This window comes from Pantoea sp. Lij88 (genome assembly GCF_030062155.1).
GTDB lineage: Bacteria > Pseudomonadota > Gammaproteobacteria > Enterobacterales > Enterobacteriaceae > Pantoea.
Map to the genome: position 1 here is coordinate 1037277 of NZ_CP118269.1, position 19332 is coordinate 1056608.

The 19332-nt window shown below is 57.7% G+C and carries 14 protein-coding genes; 12 read left to right on the plus strand and 2 right to left on the minus strand.

Going from position 1 to position 19332, the window contains the following annotated elements; genetic code table 11:
- Positions 1–146: 146 nt before the first annotated feature.
- The 3 genes from PU624_RS08745 (at position 147) to PU624_RS08755 (ending at position 2974) form a co-directional block, all read left to right on the plus strand.
- Positions 147–773: a DUF1007 family protein gene (locus PU624_RS08745; RefSeq protein WP_283547302.1), complete on the plus strand. Its 627-nt coding sequence runs from the start codon at positions 147–149 to the stop codon at positions 771–773.
- Positions 764–1756, plus strand: a complete 993-nt coding sequence (locus tag PU624_RS08750) for a nickel/cobalt transporter (RefSeq protein ID WP_283547303.1) — start codon at positions 764–766, stop codon at positions 1754–1756. The genes PU624_RS08745 and PU624_RS08750 overlap by 10 nt, the downstream gene beginning before the upstream one ends.
- A gap of 204 nt (positions 1757–1960) precedes the next feature.
- On the plus strand, positions 1961–2974 hold the full coding sequence (locus PU624_RS08755; RefSeq protein WP_283547304.1) for a TIGR04086 family membrane protein: 1014 nt from the start codon (positions 1961–1963) through the stop codon (positions 2972–2974).
- A 63-nt stretch (positions 2975–3037) separates the two neighbouring features.
- Here PU624_RS08755 and suhB read toward each other — a convergent pair whose 3' ends face one another.
- Positions 3038–3841 carry an inositol-1-monophosphatase gene (gene suhB, locus PU624_RS08760; RefSeq protein ID WP_283547305.1) on the minus strand — a complete coding sequence of 268 codons (804 nt, stop codon included), beginning with the start codon at positions 3839–3841 and terminating at the stop codon, positions 3038–3040.
- A 132-nt stretch (positions 3842–3973) separates the two neighbouring features.
- Between suhB and trmJ the strand changes: the two genes are divergently transcribed.
- The 5 genes from trmJ (at position 3974) to sseB (ending at position 8861) form a co-directional block, all read left to right on the plus strand.
- Complete coding sequence (trmJ, locus tag PU624_RS08765; RefSeq protein ID WP_283547306.1) at positions 3974–4726, plus strand: tRNA (cytosine(32)/uridine(32)-2'-O)-methyltransferase TrmJ; 753 nt, start codon at positions 3974–3976, stop codon at positions 4724–4726.
- A gap of 130 nt (positions 4727–4856) precedes the next feature.
- The gene (gene iscR / locus PU624_RS08770) at positions 4857–5354 is read left to right on the plus strand and encodes a Fe-S cluster assembly transcriptional regulator IscR (RefSeq protein ID WP_283547307.1); all 498 of its coding nucleotides are present in this window, start codon (positions 4857–4859) and stop codon (positions 5352–5354) included.
- An 88-nt stretch (positions 5355–5442) separates the two neighbouring features.
- Entirely contained in the window at positions 5443–6603 is a 1161-nt protein-coding gene (locus PU624_RS08775) for an IscS subfamily cysteine desulfurase (RefSeq protein ID WP_283547308.1), read from the plus strand.
- Between the two features lie 160 nt (positions 6604–6763).
- On the plus strand, positions 6764–8050 hold the full coding sequence (gene pepB, locus PU624_RS08780) for an aminopeptidase PepB (protein WP_283547309.1): 1287 nt from the start codon (positions 6764–6766) through the stop codon (positions 8048–8050).
- Between the two features lie 46 nt (positions 8051–8096).
- Positions 8097–8861, plus strand: coding sequence for an enhanced serine sensitivity protein SseB (sseB, locus tag PU624_RS08785; protein ID WP_283547310.1), 765 nt, complete (start codon positions 8097–8099; stop codon positions 8859–8861).
- A 268-nt stretch (positions 8862–9129) separates the two neighbouring features.
- Here sseB and sseA read toward each other — a convergent pair whose 3' ends face one another.
- Positions 9130–9972 (minus strand): 3-mercaptopyruvate sulfurtransferase, encoded by an 843-nt coding sequence (sseA, locus tag PU624_RS08790; protein ID WP_283547311.1) that lies wholly within the window; start codon positions 9970–9972, stop codon positions 9130–9132.
- 146 nt (positions 9973–10118) lie between these two features.
- Between sseA and PU624_RS08795 the strand changes: the two genes are divergently transcribed.
- The 4 genes from PU624_RS08795 (at position 10119) to rlmN (ending at position 19317) form a co-directional block, all read left to right on the plus strand.
- Positions 10119–15014: an alpha-2-macroglobulin family protein gene (locus PU624_RS08795; protein ID WP_283547312.1), complete on the plus strand. Its 4896-nt coding sequence runs from the start codon at positions 10119–10121 to the stop codon at positions 15012–15014.
- 3 nt (positions 15015–15017) lie between these two features.
- Positions 15018–17354: a peptidoglycan glycosyltransferase PbpC gene (gene pbpC / locus PU624_RS08800; RefSeq protein ID WP_283547313.1), complete on the plus strand. Its 2337-nt coding sequence runs from the start codon at positions 15018–15020 to the stop codon at positions 17352–17354.
- A gap of 175 nt (positions 17355–17529) precedes the next feature.
- Positions 17530–17961 (plus strand): nucleoside-diphosphate kinase, encoded by a 432-nt coding sequence (gene ndk / locus PU624_RS08805; protein ID WP_003848684.1) that lies wholly within the window; start codon positions 17530–17532, stop codon positions 17959–17961.
- Between the two features lie 186 nt (positions 17962–18147).
- Positions 18148–19317 carry a dual-specificity RNA methyltransferase RlmN gene (gene rlmN / locus PU624_RS08810; RefSeq protein WP_283547314.1) on the plus strand — a complete coding sequence of 390 codons (1170 nt, stop codon included), beginning with the start codon at positions 18148–18150 and terminating at the stop codon, positions 19315–19317.
- Positions 19318–19332 lie beyond the last annotated feature (15 nt).

The window sequence follows — 19332 nt, forward strand, 5'->3', positions numbered from 1 at the left end:
TTCCAGCAGGCTATTTTGAGCTAAGAATAGTCAACCCGGTCAGCGCCTGCGCGCTTTACGCGGTTTATTTGCCGGAGGTTTAAGGCGGGTCACATAATTTTGTTACTTATAGATCCTTTTCATCGGAAACGTTACTTTATAACATTATGAAACGCGCACTCTTTGCTTTGCTGATGGTATTAAGTCCGGCTGTGCTGGCACATCCGCACAGCTTCATCGATATGAAAACGGAACTGGTGGTGCAGGGCGATACCTTTACCGGATTAAAGATGACCTGGACCATGGATGAGATTACCTCCGCCGATCTGCTGTATGACGCGGGCGACGCAAAACCAGGCAGCGTGGTGTGGAAAAAGCTGGCGGCGGGCGTGATGGCGAACGTGCTGGGCCAGCACTACTTTTCTGAAATCTGGCACAACCAACAGCGGGTAAAGTTTTTGAATCTGCCAACGGAATACAATCTGTCGCGTAACGGCCATAAAGCCGTGCTGGAATTTATTCTGCCGCTGGCTGAACCCCCGAAGCTGACCGGCCAGCGCTTTGAAATCCTGACCTTTGATCCCACCTATTTTGTCGATATGTTCTACGACAAACCTGGCGCGTTAACGCTGCCACCGGCGCTGCAGACGCGCTGCCAGTTTGCGCTGAATACGCCAAAGCCCAATGACTCCCTGAAGCAATATGCCCTGTCGCTGGATAAAGCGGATGCCCCGGCCGAAGAGATGGATCTGGGTCGCCAGTTCGCGCAGACGGTGGTACTGACATGTCAGTGATCTCCACACCGTTACGGGCCACCCGACTCTGGCCACTCTGGCTGATGGCAGGACTCTTCCTGGGTTGTGGGCTACTGGTCTGGCTTTACTGGTCGCAGATTCTGCTGCAGAGCGTGCTGTGGCAGAAAGATCTGCACCGGCAGATGACTCAGCTATTACAACAGGTGGCGGAGCAGCCCCAGCAGGCTGGCATGTCGCTGGTGATCTTCAGCCTGCTGTATGGCGTGCTGCACGCGCTGGGTCCGGGCCACGGCAAAGTGGTGATCGCGACCTTTCTGGCGACCCATCCGAGCCGCGTCAGAACCAGTATCAGGCTGACGCTGCTTGCCTCACTGCTTCAGGGATCGGTCGCGATTGTGCTGGTAACGGTGATGCTGGTGGTGCTGAAAACCTCGTCGCGCCAGCTGCATCTCAGCAGTTTCTGGCTGGAGAAGGGCAGTTATCTGCTGGTAATCGGGCTGGGTGTGATGATCGGCTATCGGGCGCTGCGTTCGCTGTGGCGGGCATTGCATCCCCGGCCCGCTCCGGTATTTCGTGCTTTCCAGCCTCAGCCTCAACCTCATCATCAGCATGATGAGCTGTGCGGCTGTGGGCATGCGCATCTGCCGACGCCGCAGCAGATAAACGGCAACGTCAGCTGGAAAACCCAGTTGCTGGTGGTGGTGTCGATGGGATTACGTCCCTGTTCCGGCGCGATTATGATGCTGCTGTTTGCCAAAGTAATCGGTGTTTATGGCTGGGGCATTCTCTCTGCTGCGGTGATGGCGGTCGGTACGGCACTGACCATTTCAGCGATTGGCCTGCTGGTGCAGCAGGCGCGTTCGGTGGCGCAACGGCTGGCCCGGCCTGGTGCTGCCACCGGCATAACGCGACTGCTGATCCCCGTGATGGCCCTGGTCGGCAGCCTGATTTTAATCGTGGCGGGTATCGCATTATGGCAGTCAGCCCAGCTGACACTGGGCGGCGGCATTCGACCTTTCTGACTAAAAACGCAGCGGAAATAAAGTTTCCGCTGCGCTCTTCTCCTCGTTAATTATCTTTAAATTCACCCCGTTAATTATTTCTCTGCCTGCTTTAGTGGTGAAATAAGAATTCCCTGTCTACGCTGTTAATACCAAAACGGCATTCCGCCGTCGGGATGATAAAAGATCAAGACAGCTTTCTGTTTATTGCGAGGAGTATATTTCATGGCTGATACCCGTATTAATAATGGCTACACCGAAACGCTGGCGACCGGGCCCGCTGGATTACCGCTGAAGCGTATTTCCTGGAGCGCCGTGTTTGCCGGTGTCATTTGTGCGTTAATCGTTCACATCATTCTGACGCTGCTGGGAACCGCCATTGGTGCTACCACCATTGATCCGATGAAAGAACAGAATCCTCTTGATGGCCTTGGCACTGGCGCACTGGTCTGGACGGCCATTGAAATGCTGGTCGCGATGGCGGCAGGTAGTTATGTTGCCGGTCGACTGGCGCAGCGCGAAGGCGCACTGCACGGTTTACTGATGTTTGGCCTTAGCACAATTTTCACTATTTACCTGGCTATTACACTGGCGACCAGTGTATTAGGTGGTGCGATGAATATTGTGGGTTCAGGTTTCCAGGCGCTGGGAAGTGGTATTTCCGCTGCTGCGCCTTCGGTTACTCAAATGGCTAAAGAAAAGCTGCAGGAGAATAATATTAATTTAGATAACCTGCAGAACGAACTGGAAACAACATTACGCCAGACCGGTAAGCCGGAATTACAGCCAGAGAATCTGAAGCAGGATGCAAATAAAGAAGCGCAGAATGCAGAAAACCAGGCTAACAACACCGCGAACCATCCGCAGACAGCGGATACCGATCTGACTAACTGGGTAAAAGGTGTGATGGATCGTCATTCAGATACCCTGCAGGCCGCCGACCGCGATGCGCTGAAAAATATTATCAAAGCGCGTACCGGTAAAAGCGATCAGGAAGTGGATCAGATTGTCGCCAAAACTGAGCAGAGCTATCAGCAGGCCGTTCAGAAGTATCAGGAACTGAAACAGCAGGCCGAACAGAAAGCGCGTGAAGCCGGTGAGAAAGCCGCTGCTGCCACCGCTAAAGCAAGCTGGTATGCCCTGATTCTGCTGATCATCGAAGCCGTACTGGCTGGTGTGATGGGTAGGGTAGGTCGTCGTACTCAGCCCCGTCAGGTGCTGGCACACGAACGTCGTTAATCATCACTGAATAACAGGCAATAAAAAAGGCGGCTGAGAGGCCGCCTTTTTCTGTACTGAAACTTAGCGTTTTAACGCTTCACTCAGCTCATCACGCATGTTCGACAGCATCGATTTCACTACGCGTGGGTTACCCGCGACCAGGTTACCTGACAGCAGATAGCCGTGGTTACCGGTGAAGTCAGTGACCAGACCGCCCGCTTCGCGAACCAGCAGTTCACCCGCCGCAAAATCCCATGGCTTCAGGCCAATTTCAAAATAGCCATCAACGCGACCCGCAGCCACATAGGCCAGATCCAGCGCAGCAGAACCGGTGCGACGAAAATCAGCGCACTGGGTAAAGAGTTTGGTCATGATGTTCATGTAAGCAGGCGCGTGCTGCTTCATTTTGAACGGGAAACCGGTCGCCAGAATGGTGCCATCCAGATCGCGGGCTGTGCTGCCACGCAGACGATAGCCATTCAGCTGAGCGCCCTGACCACGTGAAGAGGTAAACAGCTCATTGCGCATTGGATCGTAAACAACGGCGACTTCAGTGCGGCCTTTAATGCGCACAGCGATAGAAACAGCAAAGTGAGGTAAACGTTTGATGAAGTTGGACGTGCCATCCAGCGGATCGATAACCCATTGAACGTCCTGATCTTCGCCCGCCAGCTCACCGCTTTCTTCAGTGATGATGGTGTGTTTCGGGTAAGATTTATGAATGATTTCGATAATCAGGCGTTCTGCTTCGCGGTCAACATTGGTTACGAAGTCGTTGCTGCCTTTCTGGCTGGCTTCGACGGCGTCCGGGGTTTCGTAATATTTGGCAATTAAATTTCCGGCCTTGCGCGCTGCGCGCACGGCAATGTTGAGCATTGGATGCATCGGTATCTCTCGCTGGATGTTAAAGAACGGGGAAAACGGCGCGGAGTATAGCAGCGTGTTCGGTAAATGTCCTGCTTTATGTTAGGATTCTCTCTACTGATTTTACTGACCCGTTTCTGAGTATCCCTAATCATGTTGCAAAATATTCGTATCGTGCTGGTCGAGACTTCTCATACCGGTAACATGGGCTCCGTTGCGCGCGCCATGAAAACCATGGGCTTAACCAACCTCTATCTGGTGAATCCGCTGGTCAAACCTGACTCCCAGGCGATCTCCCTGGCCGCCGGGGCCAGCGACGTTATCGGCGATGCAAAAATCGTCGACTCACTGGATGAGGCGATCGCCGGATGCAGCCTGGTGGTGGGCACCAGCGCACGTTCCCGTTCGCTGCCCTGGCCGATGCTGGATGCGCGTGAATGCGGCGTGAAAAGCGTGGAAGAGGGGCAGCAGGCACCGGTCGCGCTGGTCTTCGGTCGTGAACGCGTCGGCCTGACGAATGAAGAGTTGCAGAAGTGTCATTATCACGTCGCGATTCAGGCTAACCCGGAATACAGCTCGCTGAACCTGGCGATGGCGGTTCAGATTATCGCCTATGAAGTGCGCATGGCGTGGCTACAGTCGCAGGAACAGGCCAGCCCGGCACCGACGTTTGAAGAGTCACCTTATCCGCTGGTGGATGACCTTGAGCGCTTCTATCAGCATATGGAACAGATGATGCTGAACAGCGGCTTTATCCGCGAAGCGAATCCAGGCCAGGTGATGAGCAAACTGCGTCGTCTTTACACCCGCGCGCGCCCGGAACGTGATGAACTGAACATCCTGCGCGGCATGCTTTCCTCGTTTGAAAAGCGTAAAAACGAGAAAAAAGAAGCAGATAATAGTTGAGTAAATTACCAGGTTAAATACCTGACTAATTTACCAGGTTAAATAGTTGACCAAATTACTCGGGAATGGCAGACTTCATGGCATCTGTTGCTAATCCTCCGATAACCGGACGCTATTGAGGTCGTACGCTATGAGACTGACATCCAAAGGACGTTATGCCGTTACTGCAATGCTGGACGTTGCCCTTCACTCCCATGAAGGTCCGGTCCCGCTGGCGGATATTTCCGAGCGTCAGGGCATCTCGCTCTCCTATCTGGAGCAGTTATTCTCCCGACTGCGTAAAAATGGTCTGGTTTCCAGCGTACGTGGCCCGGGCGGCGGTTATCTGTTGGGTAAAGAGTCCAGTACCATCTCTGTCGGTAAAGTGATCACCGCCGTGGATGAGTCTGTTGATGCGACGAAATGCCAGGGTAAAGAAGGCTGCCAGGGCGGCGAACGTTGCCTGACTCACGTGCTGTGGCGCGATCTGAGCGTGCGTATCAGTGACTTCCTGAACAATATTACGCTGGCTGAGCTGGTGAATAATCAGGAGATCCTGGACGTGGCCGATCGTCAGAATGCGATCGATAATCGTCGCTTCCAGAGCCCGCGTTCGCAGGAAATTAACGTCAACCAACGCGCCTCGTAATCCCCGCTGTTCCGGCCCTTACTGCTAACGCGGTCAGGGCCGAATCTGCTATAAAGACGTATGATTTTCTATACGGAGCTGTAGCGCAATGAAATTACCGATTTACCTGGATTACGCCGCCACCACGCCGGCCGATCCGCGTGTGGCCAGCAAAATGATGCAGTTTCTGACGCTGGATGGCACGTTCGGTAATCCGGCCTCGCGATCGCACCGTTTTGGCTGGCAGTCTGAAGAAGCGGTTGATGTTGCCCGCAACCAGATCGCCGAACTGGTCAACGCCGATCCGCGCGAAATCGTCTTTACCTCTGGCGCCACCGAATCCGATAACCTCGCGATCAAAGGTGCAGCTGACGCCCATCAGGCGCGCGGCAAACATATCATCACCAGCCAGACAGAACACAAAGCGGTGCTCGACAGCTGTCAGCAGCTGGAGCGCGAAGGCTTTGAGGTCACGTATCTGAAGCCAGCGGCTAACGGCATTATCTCACCTGAGCAGCTGCGTGCGGCGCTGCGCGACGACACGATTCTGGTTACCCTGATGCACGTGAATAATGAAACCGGGGTGATTCAGGATATCGCCGCCTTTGGTGAAATTTGCCGCGAACGTGAGATTCTGTTCCATGTCGATGCCACCCAGAGTGTCGGCAAATTACCTATCGATCTCAGCCAGTTACCCGTCGATCTGATGTCCTTTTCTGCCCACAAACTTTATGGCCCGAAAGGCATCGGCGCGCTCTATGTCCGGCGTAAACCGCGCGTGCAGATTGCCGCGCAGATCCACGGCGGCGGACATGAACGCGGGATGCGCTCCGGCACCTTGCCGGTGCATCAGATTGTCGGCATGGGCGAAGCCTATCGCATCGCAGCCGAAGAGCGCGAAACTGAGATGGCACGTCTGCAGGCGCTGAGCGATCGTCTGTGGCAGGGCATCAGCACACTGCCGGGCGTGACGCTTAATGGCGATCAACACCTGCGCGCGCCAAACATTCTTAACCTCAGTTTCGCTGACGTTGAGGGTGAATCACTGATCATGGCGCTGAAAGATCTGGCGCTCTCTTCCGGCTCGGCCTGTACGTCTGCCAGCCTGGAGCCTTCCTATGTTCTGCGCGCGCTGGGCCTGAGTGAAGAGCTGGCGCACAGTTCGCTGCGCTTCTCGCTGGGACGCTTCACGACCCAAGAAGAGATCGACTACGCCATTGCGCTGGTACAGAAATCAGTGACCCGTCTGCGGGACTTAATGAAATCCTGATACCCGGCTTAAGTCCGGAAACTGCGCCAATATGGGCACTTCGCTGGCAACGCCCGGCGGAATCTGTTATCAGGTCTCTCTGCGATTTACATTTAACATCTTATTAAAGCCGTTATAACAATCAGGCTGGATGAAACAGATAACGATTACGGAGCTTTTGATGACCACACAACCCATGACTATTACGCTTAGCAGCCAGCCCGCCGATGCGCGCTGGGGCGAGAAAGCGATTCTCAGCAGCAACGACAGCGGCATGACACTGCACCTGACCGGCGCGGATGCGCTGAATACCATTCAGCGTGCGGCGCACAAAATTGATGGCCAGGGTATCCGCCATGTGGCGCTGACCGGCGAAGGCTGGCACCTTGAGCAGTGCTGGGCATTCTGGCAGGGCTTCCGTGGCCCGAAAGGCCAGCGTCAGGTTGAATGGCCCGAACTGGGCGAACATGAGCAGGCGGAGTTTGATCGCCGTCTGAAAATTATCGACTGGGTTCGCAACGTCATTAACCTGCCTGCAGAAGATCTGGGGCCGGAGCAGCTGGCGCACACTGCCGTCGATCTGATCAGTGAAGTGGGCGGTGACGCCGTCAGCTATCGCATTACCAAAGGCGACGAACTGCGGGTGCAGGGTTACATGGGCCTGCACACGGTGGGACGCGGTTCAAATCGTCCGCCGGTCTATCTGGCGCTCGACTACAACCCGACCGGCGACGAGAATGCGCCGGTTTACGCCTGCCTGGTGGGTAAAGGCATCACCTTTGATACCGGCGGCTACAGCCTGAAGCAGAGCAGCTTCATGGACTCGATGAAGTCTGACATGGGCGGCGCAGCGACCGTTACTGGCGCACTGGCCATGGCGATTTCGCGTGGACTTAACAAGCGCGTCAAACTCTACCTCTGCTGTGCCGATAACATGGTCAGCAGCAACGCCTTCAAGCTGGGCGACATCATTCGCTATCGCAACGGCAAGTCGGTGGAAGTGATGAACACCGACGCGGAAGGTCGCCTGGTCCTGGCTGACGGTTTGATCGACGCCAGCGAGCAGAATCCGACGATGATCATCGACGCCGCAACGCTGACCGGCGCGGCTAAGACGGCGCTGGGCAACGATTACCATGCGCTGTTCACCTTTGATGATGTGATGGCGCAGTCGCTGATGGGCAGCGCGGTAAGTGAGAACGAACCTTTCTGGCGTCTGCCGCTGGCCGAATTCCATCGCAGCCATCTGCCGTCTAACTTTGCCGATCTTAATAACATCGCCAGTCCGTCTCATGCGGCGGGTGCCAGCAGCGCGGCGGCGTTCCTGTCACACTTCGTCAGCAACTACCAGCAGGGCTGGCTGCACATCGACTGCTCCGCGACCTATCGTAAAGGCGCCGTTGATCAGTGGGCGGCAGGTGCAACGGGTCTTGGTGTGCGTACCCTCGCCAATCTGTTACTGAAATAAGCCGATCTCAGCGGTGGCTGAGGCTGCCGCTGTTCAGAGGGAAACTATGAACCGTCTTGAAGAGGTGCTGAAGCTGGCGGCCACTGAGCCTGCCCATCGGCCCGAGTTTTTCCAACTGCTGCTGGAATCTGACGCCTTTGTGCCAGGCGAAAGCACCTCGCAACAGCTTGATGCCAGCACGCCCGTTGATCTGCAGCACTGGGAAAAAGAGGATGGCAGCAGCATCATTCCTTTTTTCACCTCGGAAGAGGCGATGAGTGAAGCGGTGAGCGGTGAGCAGTCCTGGCTGCGTCTGCCGGTACGGACGCTGTTTGAGATTACGCGCGGCGAGACGCTGTTTCTCAATCCCAAACTGCCTTCCGGCAAAGAGTTTACTGCGGCTGAGATCACCCATCTGCTGGCCGAAGAGGGCAGTGCGCTAAGCCAGCAAACCGTGCTGGAAGGCGGACAGTCACTGCTGCTCTCTGAGGTGGCGGAACCGCCAGCACAGATGATCGACTCGCTGACCCAGTTGTTCGCTAAGCATAAGCAGGTGCGCCGGGCCTTTATCGCCAGCATTCGTGAGCGGGCCGACGAAGCGCCCAATCTGCTGATTGGTATTGAAGCGGACAGCAACATCGAGGCAATCATTCAGGCGGCGGGCAGTGTGGCAACGGATACGCTGCCGGACGATGCGCCGGTGGATATCTGTGAAGTGACGCTCAACGATCGCGGCATCAGCCACTTCTTTACCGCCCACATCACCCCCTTCTACGAACGTCGCTGGGGCAGTTTCCTGCGTGACTTCAAGGGCAGTGAGCGGATTATCTGACGCACTTAAAAATCAGGCGGCTCATAGGCCGCCTCAGACAGTTGATAATCCCGAATCAGGGTGAATCTGGCCGCAACGAATAAGCTTAACGCGCAGGGAACAGGGTCAGAAGAGGAAAGCGTCCCGCGCCATGGACGGCGCGGGCCGAGCGGCCAGGGATTGGCTTAAGCGACTTTCCGATCTGACCCTGTTTCCTGTGCAGCGTCGGTATTACCGCTGAACGAACTAGGCATTATCAACAAACAGGCGGCTCATAGGCCGCCTGTTTTTATTTCGCTATCGGTAAGTCGTCGCGACTACCCCATTCGCCCCAGGAGCCGTCATACAGCGTGGCATCCCGTGCGCCCAGCGCGGTCAGCGCCAGAATCAACACTACCGCCGTCACGCCTGAGCCACAGCTGGCGACCACCGGCTGGCTAATATCGACGCCCGCATCGGCAAACAGTCTGCGCAGCTCTGCTTCCGGCTTGAGTTTTCCCTGTTCAACCAGCGTATTCCACGGCACGTTCAGGCTGTTGGGAATATGCCCGCGATGCAGGCCGGGACGCGGCTCGTCCACTTCGGCGTTAAAGCGATTGGCAGCACGCGCATCGACAATCTGTGCGCCGCCTTCATGGCTGATCAGCAGCACATCCGTCAGGCGTTTCACCCGGCTCTCATCCGCGTGGGCCTCAAACTCACCTTCCGGTAGGGTCACTTCGCCGGTTGCCAGCGCAAAACCGGCCTCTTTCCAGCCCTGCAAACCGCCCGCCAGAATCGACACCTGCGCCACACCAAAGGTCTTCAGCATCCACCAGGCGCGCGGCGCGGAAAAGAGATTGCCCTCGTCATACACCACCAGATGCTTATCACTGCTGACGCCCAGCTCGCGCATTGCGACGGCAAAAGTCTCGGCGCGCGGCAGCATATGCGGATAGGGGCTGGTATGATCGGAAAGCGCTTCAATATCAAAGTAGGGGGCGTCGGGTAAATGACCCGCCAGATATTCAGCCTGGACATCGCGAACCGCTTCCATTCCGGGTGGCAACAAACGTGCATCCAGCACCTGAAGCCGCTCATCGTTGTAGTGCTCTTGTAACCAGTCGGCGGACACAAACAGTGGCGTCGTCATAACAACCTCATCTCAGCAATCTGTCATACCAGTGTCAGGGAATGTGCGCACCATCTCAAGAGAAGCGTTGATTAAATGCGAGCATTGAGATGAAATTGCGCGGCGTAATCAAACGACACTCCCTGCGTCCCGGTGAAGGAACTACCATGAAGAAACGCACGACCCGGCTGCTGCTCAGCATGCTGATCGGTGGCTCGCTGCTGTTAGCGACCCTGTTACCTGTTTTGCCTCTTCAGGCGGCAGAGGCTCCCGCAACCGCTCAGGTCAGCAAACCGCTGACGATTATCGATCTCTCGGAACTGCAGATCGACGGTGCCGCTGCGCTGGTCTTAACCTTCAGTCAGCCGCTGGATGATAAACAGGATATCGCGCAAAAAGTCAGGCTGACCGACGATAAACAGGGCCGGGTGGATGGCGGCTGGGAGCTTTCCGCTAACCGCAAAACGTTGCGCTTCCGTCACCCCGAGCCGTCCCGTCATTTCACCGTTACGGTCGATGCAGGACTGCGCGCGGCCAGCGGTGAGACGCTCGCCGACAATTACAGCCAGAAAATTGCCACCAGTGATATCCAGCCGATGGTCGGGTTTGCCAGTCGCGGATCGCTGCTGCCGCTGCGTATCACCCAGGGACTGCCGGTGCTGGCGCTGAATGTTAACCAGGTTGATGTCGATTTCTTCCGCATTAAGAATGCCGGCCTGGCAGAGTTTCTCTCCCAGTGGAATTACGGCAATAACCTCTCCAGCTGGCAGTCACAGGATCTGCTGAAAAGCAGCCAGCTGGTCTATTCCGGGCGCTTTGAGCTCAACCCGGCGCGTAACACCCGTGAAAAACTGCAGCTGCCGATGAGTGACATTGCCGCTCTGCAGGAGCCGGGCGTCTATCTGGCGGTGATGAAGCAGGCCGGGACTTACCGCTACAGCCAGCCCGCCACGCTGTTCACCCTGAGTGACATTGGCCTCTCTCTGCATCGCTTCCCGACACAGTTCGAACTGTTCGCCCAGAGCCTGGCAAACGGCCTGCCACTTTCCGGCGTCAGCGTCAGGTTACTGGATGCGAAAGGGCAGGTGCTGCAGAGTGGGACCAGTGACAACACCGGCCATCTGCGCCTCAAGGCGGATGAAAAAGGCAGGATCCTGCTGGCCGTACAGGGTGAGCAGACCTCGATGATCGACCTGGCGCGTCCGGCGCTGGATCTCGCTGAGTTTCCGGTTGCCGGACCGCAGGGTTATGACAAACAGCTGTTTGTCTTCGGGCCGCGTGATATCTACCGTCCGGGCGAAATCGTCATCGTGAATGCGCTGCTTCGCGATGCCGATGGGCATCCGTTGCCCGCTCAGCCAATAAAAGCGGAGCTGGTGCAGCCCGATGGCCAGGTGATGCGAACCTTTGTCTGGCAGCCTGACGCGGGACTCTACCAGCAGCGACTGGCGCTGCCTGAGTCCGCCATGACCGGCGACTGGATGCTTCGACTCAATACCGGCGATAACCTCAAGCGCGAATGGAAATTTCACGTCGAGGACTTTCTGCCGGAGCGCATGGCCTTAACCCTGAAAAACGATCCGCAACCGCAGCCTGCTGATGCCAGCGTTGAGTTCGGTATTGAGGGGCGCTACCTCTATGGCGCACCGGCGGCGGGTAACACGCTACAGGGACAACTCTATCTGCGACCGGCTCGCGAAGCCGTGGCTGCACTACCGGGCTACCAGTTTGGTGACATCACCGAAGAAGGTTTAAAACGCACGCTGGATGAGGTGGATCTCAAGCTTGATGCCAGCGGTAAAGCGCAGCTGTCGGTAGAGAGTCAGTGGGATCAGCTGCACTCGCCGCTCAACCTGATCCTGCAGGCCAGCCTGCTGGAGACCGGCGGACGTCCCGTTACCCGTCGCGCGACGCAGGCCATCTGGCCCGCTGAAGCCCTGCCGGGTATCCGGCCGCTGTTCGGGAACAAGGCGGTGTATGACTACCGCAGTGACAGCTATCACGATGAGCCTACCGTGCCGGAAGAGAGCCTGGCCGAATTCGACATTGTCTATGCCAACAGTCAGGGCAAGAAACTGGCGGCAGACAAGCTGGATGTGCGCCTGATCCGTGAGCGCCGTGATTACTACTGGAGCTTCTCGGACAGCGAAGGCTGGCAGTCGCAGTATGGCGACAAGGATTTGCAGGAAGATGAACGTGCCATCTCTGTCCCGGCTGACGGCAGCACCAAAGTCAGCTTCCCGGTCGAGTGGGGCCACTACCGGCTTGAAGTGCAGGACGGCGAAAAGATCGTCAGCAGCGTGCGTTTCCAGGCTGGTTATGACTGGCAGGACAATACCAACGGCACGGGCGCATTGCGTCCGGATCAGGTCAGGCTGAAGCTGGATAAAGCGGCTTACCAGCCGGGCGATACCGTGCATCTGCAGGTTGAGTCCCCGGCTGCCGGTAAAGGCTACCTGATGGTGGAGTCGAGCAGTGGCACGCTCTGGTGGCAGCCACTGACCGTACCAAAGGGCGGCACAACGGTGGATGTCCCTGTGGCTGAGAGCTGGCGGCGTCACGATCTCTACTTCAGCGCCATCGTGGTTCGTGACGGCGATAAGGTCAGTGGCGCCACGCCAAAACGCGCGGTGGGGCTGTTGCATCTGCCGATGGCGACAGAGGCGCGCCGCTTAAATCTGACGCTGGATGCACCCGATAAAATCCGTCCTGAGCAACTCCTGACGGTCAAGGTTCATGCCAGTCGTGACGGCGGTCCGTTGCCGGAAAAAGTCAATGTGCTGCTGTCAGCCGTGGATAGCGGCGTACTGAGCGTGACAGATTTTAAAACGCCCGATCCGTGGCAGGCTTTCTTTGGCCGTAAACGCTACAACGTCGATCAGTACGACGTCTTTGGTCAGTTGATCGAAGGCGGTGGCCGTCTGGCGGCGCTGCGTTTTGGTGGTGATGGCGAAGATGAATCGATGACGCGCGGCGGTAAAAAACCGGTGACGCACGTCAATATCGTGGCGCAGCAGTTACAGGCGGTGACGCTGGATAAAGAGGGCAACGGATCGATTACGCTGCCGATCCCGGCGTTTAACGGCGAACTGCGGCTGATGACTCAGGCCTGGAGCGACGACAGCTTTGGCGCGGCCGAACGCAAGCTGGTGGTCGCGGCGCCGCTGATCAGCGAACTGGCTACGCCGCGCTTCCTGGCCAGCGGTGATTCGGCCTCCCTGGCGCTGGATCTCACTAACCTCACCGATCTGCCGCAAACTCTGAAAGTGGATGTGACCCGCAGTGGTTTAGTGGATCTGGCAGGTTTGGCCAGCCAGAGCGTGACGCTGGCCAAAGGCGCACGCACCACACTGCAGATTCCGGTCACGGCGAAAACCGGCTTTGGCGATGGCGAGATCGCGGTGCAGATTTCCGGTCTTAACCTGCCGGGCGAACAGGTGAAGCCCGGCAAACAGCAGTGGAAAATCGGCGTCCGGCCCCCTTATCCGGCGCTGACGCTGAACTTTGATGCCGTTATCAATCCCGATCAGCCCTGGCAGGTCGCGGCCGCGGCACTGACGGGTCTGGATGCGCAGACGCTGAGTGGACAGCTGACGCTGAGCAATCGCCCGCCGCTGAACATCGCCAGCTATATCAGTGCGCTTTATGCCTATCCTTACGGCTGTCTGGAACAGACCACCAGCGGGCTCTGGCCTTCGCTCTACACCAGTCATGCAGAGCTGACCGCCATGGGCATTAAAACCAGCAGCGATGAGGCACGTCGGGCCGCCGTCGACACCGGCATCGCCCGTCTGGCGGGCATGCAGCGCGCCAACGGCAGCTTTGGACTGTGGGATAAACAGAGCGAAGAGGAGTTCTGGCTGACACCTTACGTGACGGACTTCCTGCTGCGTGCCAGCGAGGCGGGCTATGCGCTGCCGGATAATGTGGTCGATCGCGCGAACGCACGACTGCTGCGCTATCTGCAGGATCCGACACAGATCAGCGGCGGCGGCAGTGACGACAATGCTGCGCTGCAGTTCAGCGTGCAGGCTTACGCCGGACTGGTGCTGGCGCGTCAGCAGCGCGCGCCACTGGGTGCGCTGCGTGCACTGTATGAAAAACGAGAGAAAGCCCGCTCCGGCCTGGCGCTGATGCAGCTTGGCGTCGCGCTGAAGCTGATGGGTGACGGGCAGCGCGCATCGCTTGCGATCATGCAGGGTGCCACGCTGACGCGTTCGGACAAAGAGTGGTACGGCGACTATGGCAGCACGGTGCGCGATGAAGGCATGATGATTGCGTTGCTGGCAGAGAATAAGCTGCAGCCTGATCTGCAGAATAGTCTGCTGCTGTCGCTGTCCAGAGAGGTCACTGGCAAACGCTGGTTCTCGACCCAGGAAAATAACGCGCTTTATCTGGCTGCGCATACTCTGCAGCGTGCGCAGGGCGGAAGCTGGCAGGCGCTGCTGTCGGGCAATTCACAGCCTCTGCAGGGCGATGCACCGCTGAATAAAGGGCTGGGGGCTGAGCGACTGTTGCAGGGCTTAACCATCCGTAACCCTGGCAGTGCGCCGCTGTATGGCCGTCTGGACGTCACCGGTTATCCGCTGGCCGCGCCTCAGCCGGAGAGCAATGTGCTCGGGATAAAACGTGAATACTTCACCCTGGATGGCAAAGCTGCCGATCTCAGTAATCTGCGCAGCGGTGAGTTACTGGTTGTGCGTCTGACCGTTTCGTCGAAACGCAGCATCAGCGATGCGCTGGTGGTGGATCTGCTGCCTGCCGGTCTGGAGCTGGAAAACCAGAATCTGGCCGACAGCAGCGCCAGCCTCGGCGACAGTGCGGATGCGCTGAAGGAGAGCATGGGCGACATGCAGCAGGCTGACATTAAGCACATTGAGTTCCGTGACGATCGCTTTGTCGCGGCACTGGCGGTGGATACCTATCGTCCCACAACGCTGGTCTACCTGGCTCGGGCGGTGACACCGGGTCGCTATCTGATGCCGCCGCCGCAGGTGGAGTCGATGTATGTGCCGGAGTGGCGCGCTACCGGCAGTACGCCGCCGCAGCTGCATATCCAGTAAGGGATGCAGGGCGTGATCAACATCAGCGCCATTAAAAAGCGGTGGCTCGCGCTGCCGCTTTTTTTTCTGGCGTTATGGCTGGCGACGTGGGGACTGGATCGGCTGTTCCCGCTGCCGCTTAAACAGGTGCAGCCTGCGCGGGTGATTGTCGCCAGCGACGGCACGCCGCTCTGGCGCTTTGCTGACAGCAAGGGTATCTGGCGCTATCCCGTCACGCCAGAGGAGGTGGCTCCGGCTTACCTGCAGGCGCTGCTCACCTATGAAGATCGCTGGTTCTGGTATCACCCCGGCATCAATCCCCTGGCGCTGGTGCGTGCGGCCTGGCAGGATTTGCGCCATCAAAGCGTCATTTCCGGCGGCAGCACGCTGACCATGCAGGTGGCTCGCCTTATCGATCCGCAACCCCGCACGCTGCGGGGCAAGCTGATTCAGGCGTGGCGGGCGCTGCAACTGGAGTGGCATCTTTCCAAGCGTGACATCCTGACGCTCTACCTTAACCGTGCGCCCTTTGGCGGCACGCTGGAAGGGGTGGGCGCGGCAAGCTGGAGCTGGCTGGGGAAATCTCCGTCACAGCTGACGCCGGGCGAGGCGGCGCTGCTGGCGGTTTTGCCGCAGGCACCCAGTCGTTTGCGGCCCGATCGCTGGCCGGAGCGGGCAGAAGCCGCACGCAATAAAGTGCTGGATCGGCTGGCGGAGTACCGCATCTGGTCTGCTGAACAGGTGGCGGAAATCCGTCAGGAGCCGGTCTGGCTGCCGCCACGGCAGATGCCGCAGATGGCGCCGCTGCTGGCCCGGCGTCTGCTGTCGATCAGCGCCAGCGACAAGATTGTCTCCACGCTCGATCCTTCACTGCAGCGCGAACTGGAAAGCCTGGCGCTGAACGTTAAAAACCAGCTTCCGCCTCGCACTTCGCTGGCGATGCTGGTGGTGGATCACACCACTATGGCGGTTCGCGGCTACGTCGGCTCGGCTGACTTTACCGATGACAGCCGTTTTGGGCATGTGGATATGATCGCCAGCGTGCGCTCGCCCGGTTCGGTGTTAAAACCTTTTATTTACGGCATGGCGCTGGACGAGGGGCTGATTCATGCCGAATCGCTGCTGCAGGATGTGCCGCGTCGCTTTGGCGATTACCGGCCAGGCAACTTTGACACCGGCTTTCACGGGCCGGTCAGTGCCAGCGATGCACTGGTGCGATCCCTGAATCTGCCTGCCGTGCAGGTGCTGGAGGCGCTGGGACCGAAAAACGTTGCGGCGCGTCTGCGCAATGTGGGTCTGAATTTACGTTTCCCGCCCGGCGCTGAACCCAATCTTTCACTGATTCTTGGCGGCACCGGGGCGCGCATGGATGAGATCGTCGCGGCCTACAGCGCCTTTGCCCGTCACGGCAATGCCGCTCAGCTGCGCTGGACGCCCGATCAACCATTGCAGCAGCGACCGCTGCTATCAAAGGAATCGGCGTGGATCATCCGGCGTATTCTCGCAGGCGAAGCGCAGCCTGCCGGTAATGGCAGCGTACCCGACGTGGTGCCGCTGGCCTGGAAGACCGGCACCAGTTACGGCTACCGTGACGCCTGGTCGGTGGGGATTAATCCGCGTTATCTGATTGGCGTCTGGGTCGGGCGACCGGATGCGACGCCGGTTGCCGGGCAGTTTGGTTTCGCCTCTGCCGTGCCGATTATGAATCAGATTAACAGCGTGCTGATGAGCCGCCTGGGCAGACGCGACGTGCCGGTCGATCCACGCCCGGCTTCGGTGACGGTCGCGACCATCTGCTGGCCAGGCGGTCAGCCGCTGCCTGCCGGAGATGAAAACTGTCGCCAGCGGCGGCAAAGCTGGGTCGCCTCGGATACGCTGCCGCCAACCCTGCTGGCACCGGGTCAGGAGAGCCTCAGTGGATTACGCCTGGGCTACTGGCAGAATGCGCAGGGACTGCGCGTCGCAGCAGATTGCCCCGGCGCGACCCGTCACGAACGGCTGGTCTGGCCGCTGCCGCTGGAAGCCTGGCTGCCGCCTCAGGAGCGACGGGCGCAGCGCTTACCGCATGCGGATCCCCATTGCCCGCCGTTACAGCAGGGCAATAGCGCACCGCTGATCGTCACCGGCGTCATTGAAGGACAAATCGTTAAACCGCTGCCGGGCAATAGCGTGCTGATGATTCCGGTCGCGGTGCAGGGAGGGAAGGGCACGCAGCGCTGGTGGTTCCTGAATGGTGAACCGCTGATGACGCAACATGCGGCGGACAGCCTCTCGCTCCGCCTTGATCATCCGGGCGAGTATCAGCTGGTGGTGATGGATGAAGAGGGGCAGCTTGTCTCGGTCACGTTCAGTCGGGGCTGACGCTTTTCTGCGCTAAATCATAACCGTTGCGCGTCTGCTTCGACTCAGATCAAGAATTTTCAACAAATCAGGGATCTCTGGTAGGCAATGCCGGACTCAGCCCCTATAATCGGCGCCGTTTCTTAACCGGGGCGGACGCCACCGGTTTCTTCAGAACGTCAAGACAGAGGTCATCATGGCAATCGAACGTACTTTTTCTATCATCAAGCCAAACGCCGTCGCTAAAAATGTGATTGGTGCTATCTACAACCGTTTTGAAAGCGCTGGCTTCAAAATCGTTGGCGCAAAAATGCTGCAGCTGAGCAAAGAGCAGGCTGAAGGTTTTTATGCTGAGCACCAGGGCAAGCCATTCTTCGATGGTCTGGTTGAATTCATGACCTCTGGCCCGGTTGTTGTTTCCGTGCTGGAAGGTGAAAATGCCGTTCAGCGTCACCGTGACCTGATGGGTGCAACTAACCCGGCTAACGCACTGGCTGGCACACTGCGTGCTGACTACGCAGACAGCTTCACCGAAAACGCGACCCACGGTTCAGACTCTGCTGAGTCTGCTGCCCGCGAAATCGCCTATTTCTTCGGCGAAAACGAAATCTGCCCACGTACCCGTTAATCGCCTCGCGATAAACGTTACATCGGCTTTACAAAAATCTGCGCAGGGGAGGTCACTCCCGCCTGTTATCAGGCCGCAGATGTTGTACAATATTGCGCCTTCATTGACATCGCTTAATGAAGGCGCAATTTTTTCACCTATCCCTGAACAGCGCCATAACGTGTAACAACGAGGCCAGAGAATATTATGTCCGAACAGATTGAGACGTCCGCGTCCGCATCCCCCATTGTCGTTTCCCCGAAAAGCCAGAAAATAAACCTGCTGGATCTTAACCGTCAGCAGATGCGCGAATTCTTCCTGTCGCTGGGCGAAAAGCCGTTCCGCGCCGATCAGGTCATGAAGTGGATTTATCACTACTGCTGCGATGACTTCGAGCAGATGACCGACATCAACAAAAAGCTGCGTAACCGGCTGATGGAGCTGACGGAAATCCGCGCGCCAGAAGTGGCGGAAGAGCTGCGCTCCACCGACGGCACCATTAAATGGGCTATTCGCGTGGGCGACCAGCTGGTGGAAACGGTCTATATCCCGGAAGGGGACCGCGCTACGCTCTGTGTCTCTTCACAGGTGGGTTGTGCGCTGGAGTGTAAATTCTGTTCGACCGCACAGCAGGGCTTTAACCGTAACCTGCGGGTGTCAGAAATTATTGGTCAGGTGTGGCGTGCGGCGAAAATTGTCGGCGCAGCAAAAATCACCGGCCAGCGTCCTATCACCAACGTGGTGATGATGGGCATGGGCGAGCCGCTGCTCAACCTCAATAACGTGGTGCCGGCGATGGAAATCATGCTGGATGACTTCGGTTTTGGTCTGTCAAAGCGTCGCGTAACCCTGTCCACTTCAGGTGTGGTGCCTGCGCTGGATAAACTGGGCGATATGATCGACGTTGCGCTGGCGATCTCCCTGCATGCGCCTAACGATAAGCTGCGTGATGACATCGTGCCGATCAACAAAAAGTACAACATCGAAACCTTCCTGGCGGCGGTAAAACGCTACATTGGTAAATCCAATGCCAATCAGGGACGTGTGACGATTGAGTACGTGTTGCTGGATCACGTGAATGACAGCACCGATGATGCGCATGAACTTGCCGCATTGCTGAAAGAAACACCGTGTAAAATCAACCTGATTCCGTGGAACCCCTTCCCGGGTGCGCCGTATGGCCGCAGCTCAAACAGCCGCATCGATCGTTTCTCCAAGGTGCTGATGGACTATGGTTTTACCACCATCGTGCGTAAAACCCGTGGCGACGACATTGATGCCGCCTGTGGTCAGTTAGCCGGAGAAGTGATTGACCGTACCAAGCGTACGATGCGCCTTAAAATGGCGGGTGAAGCCATATCTGTGAAGCCTCTCTAGAAGGCTGACACAGAT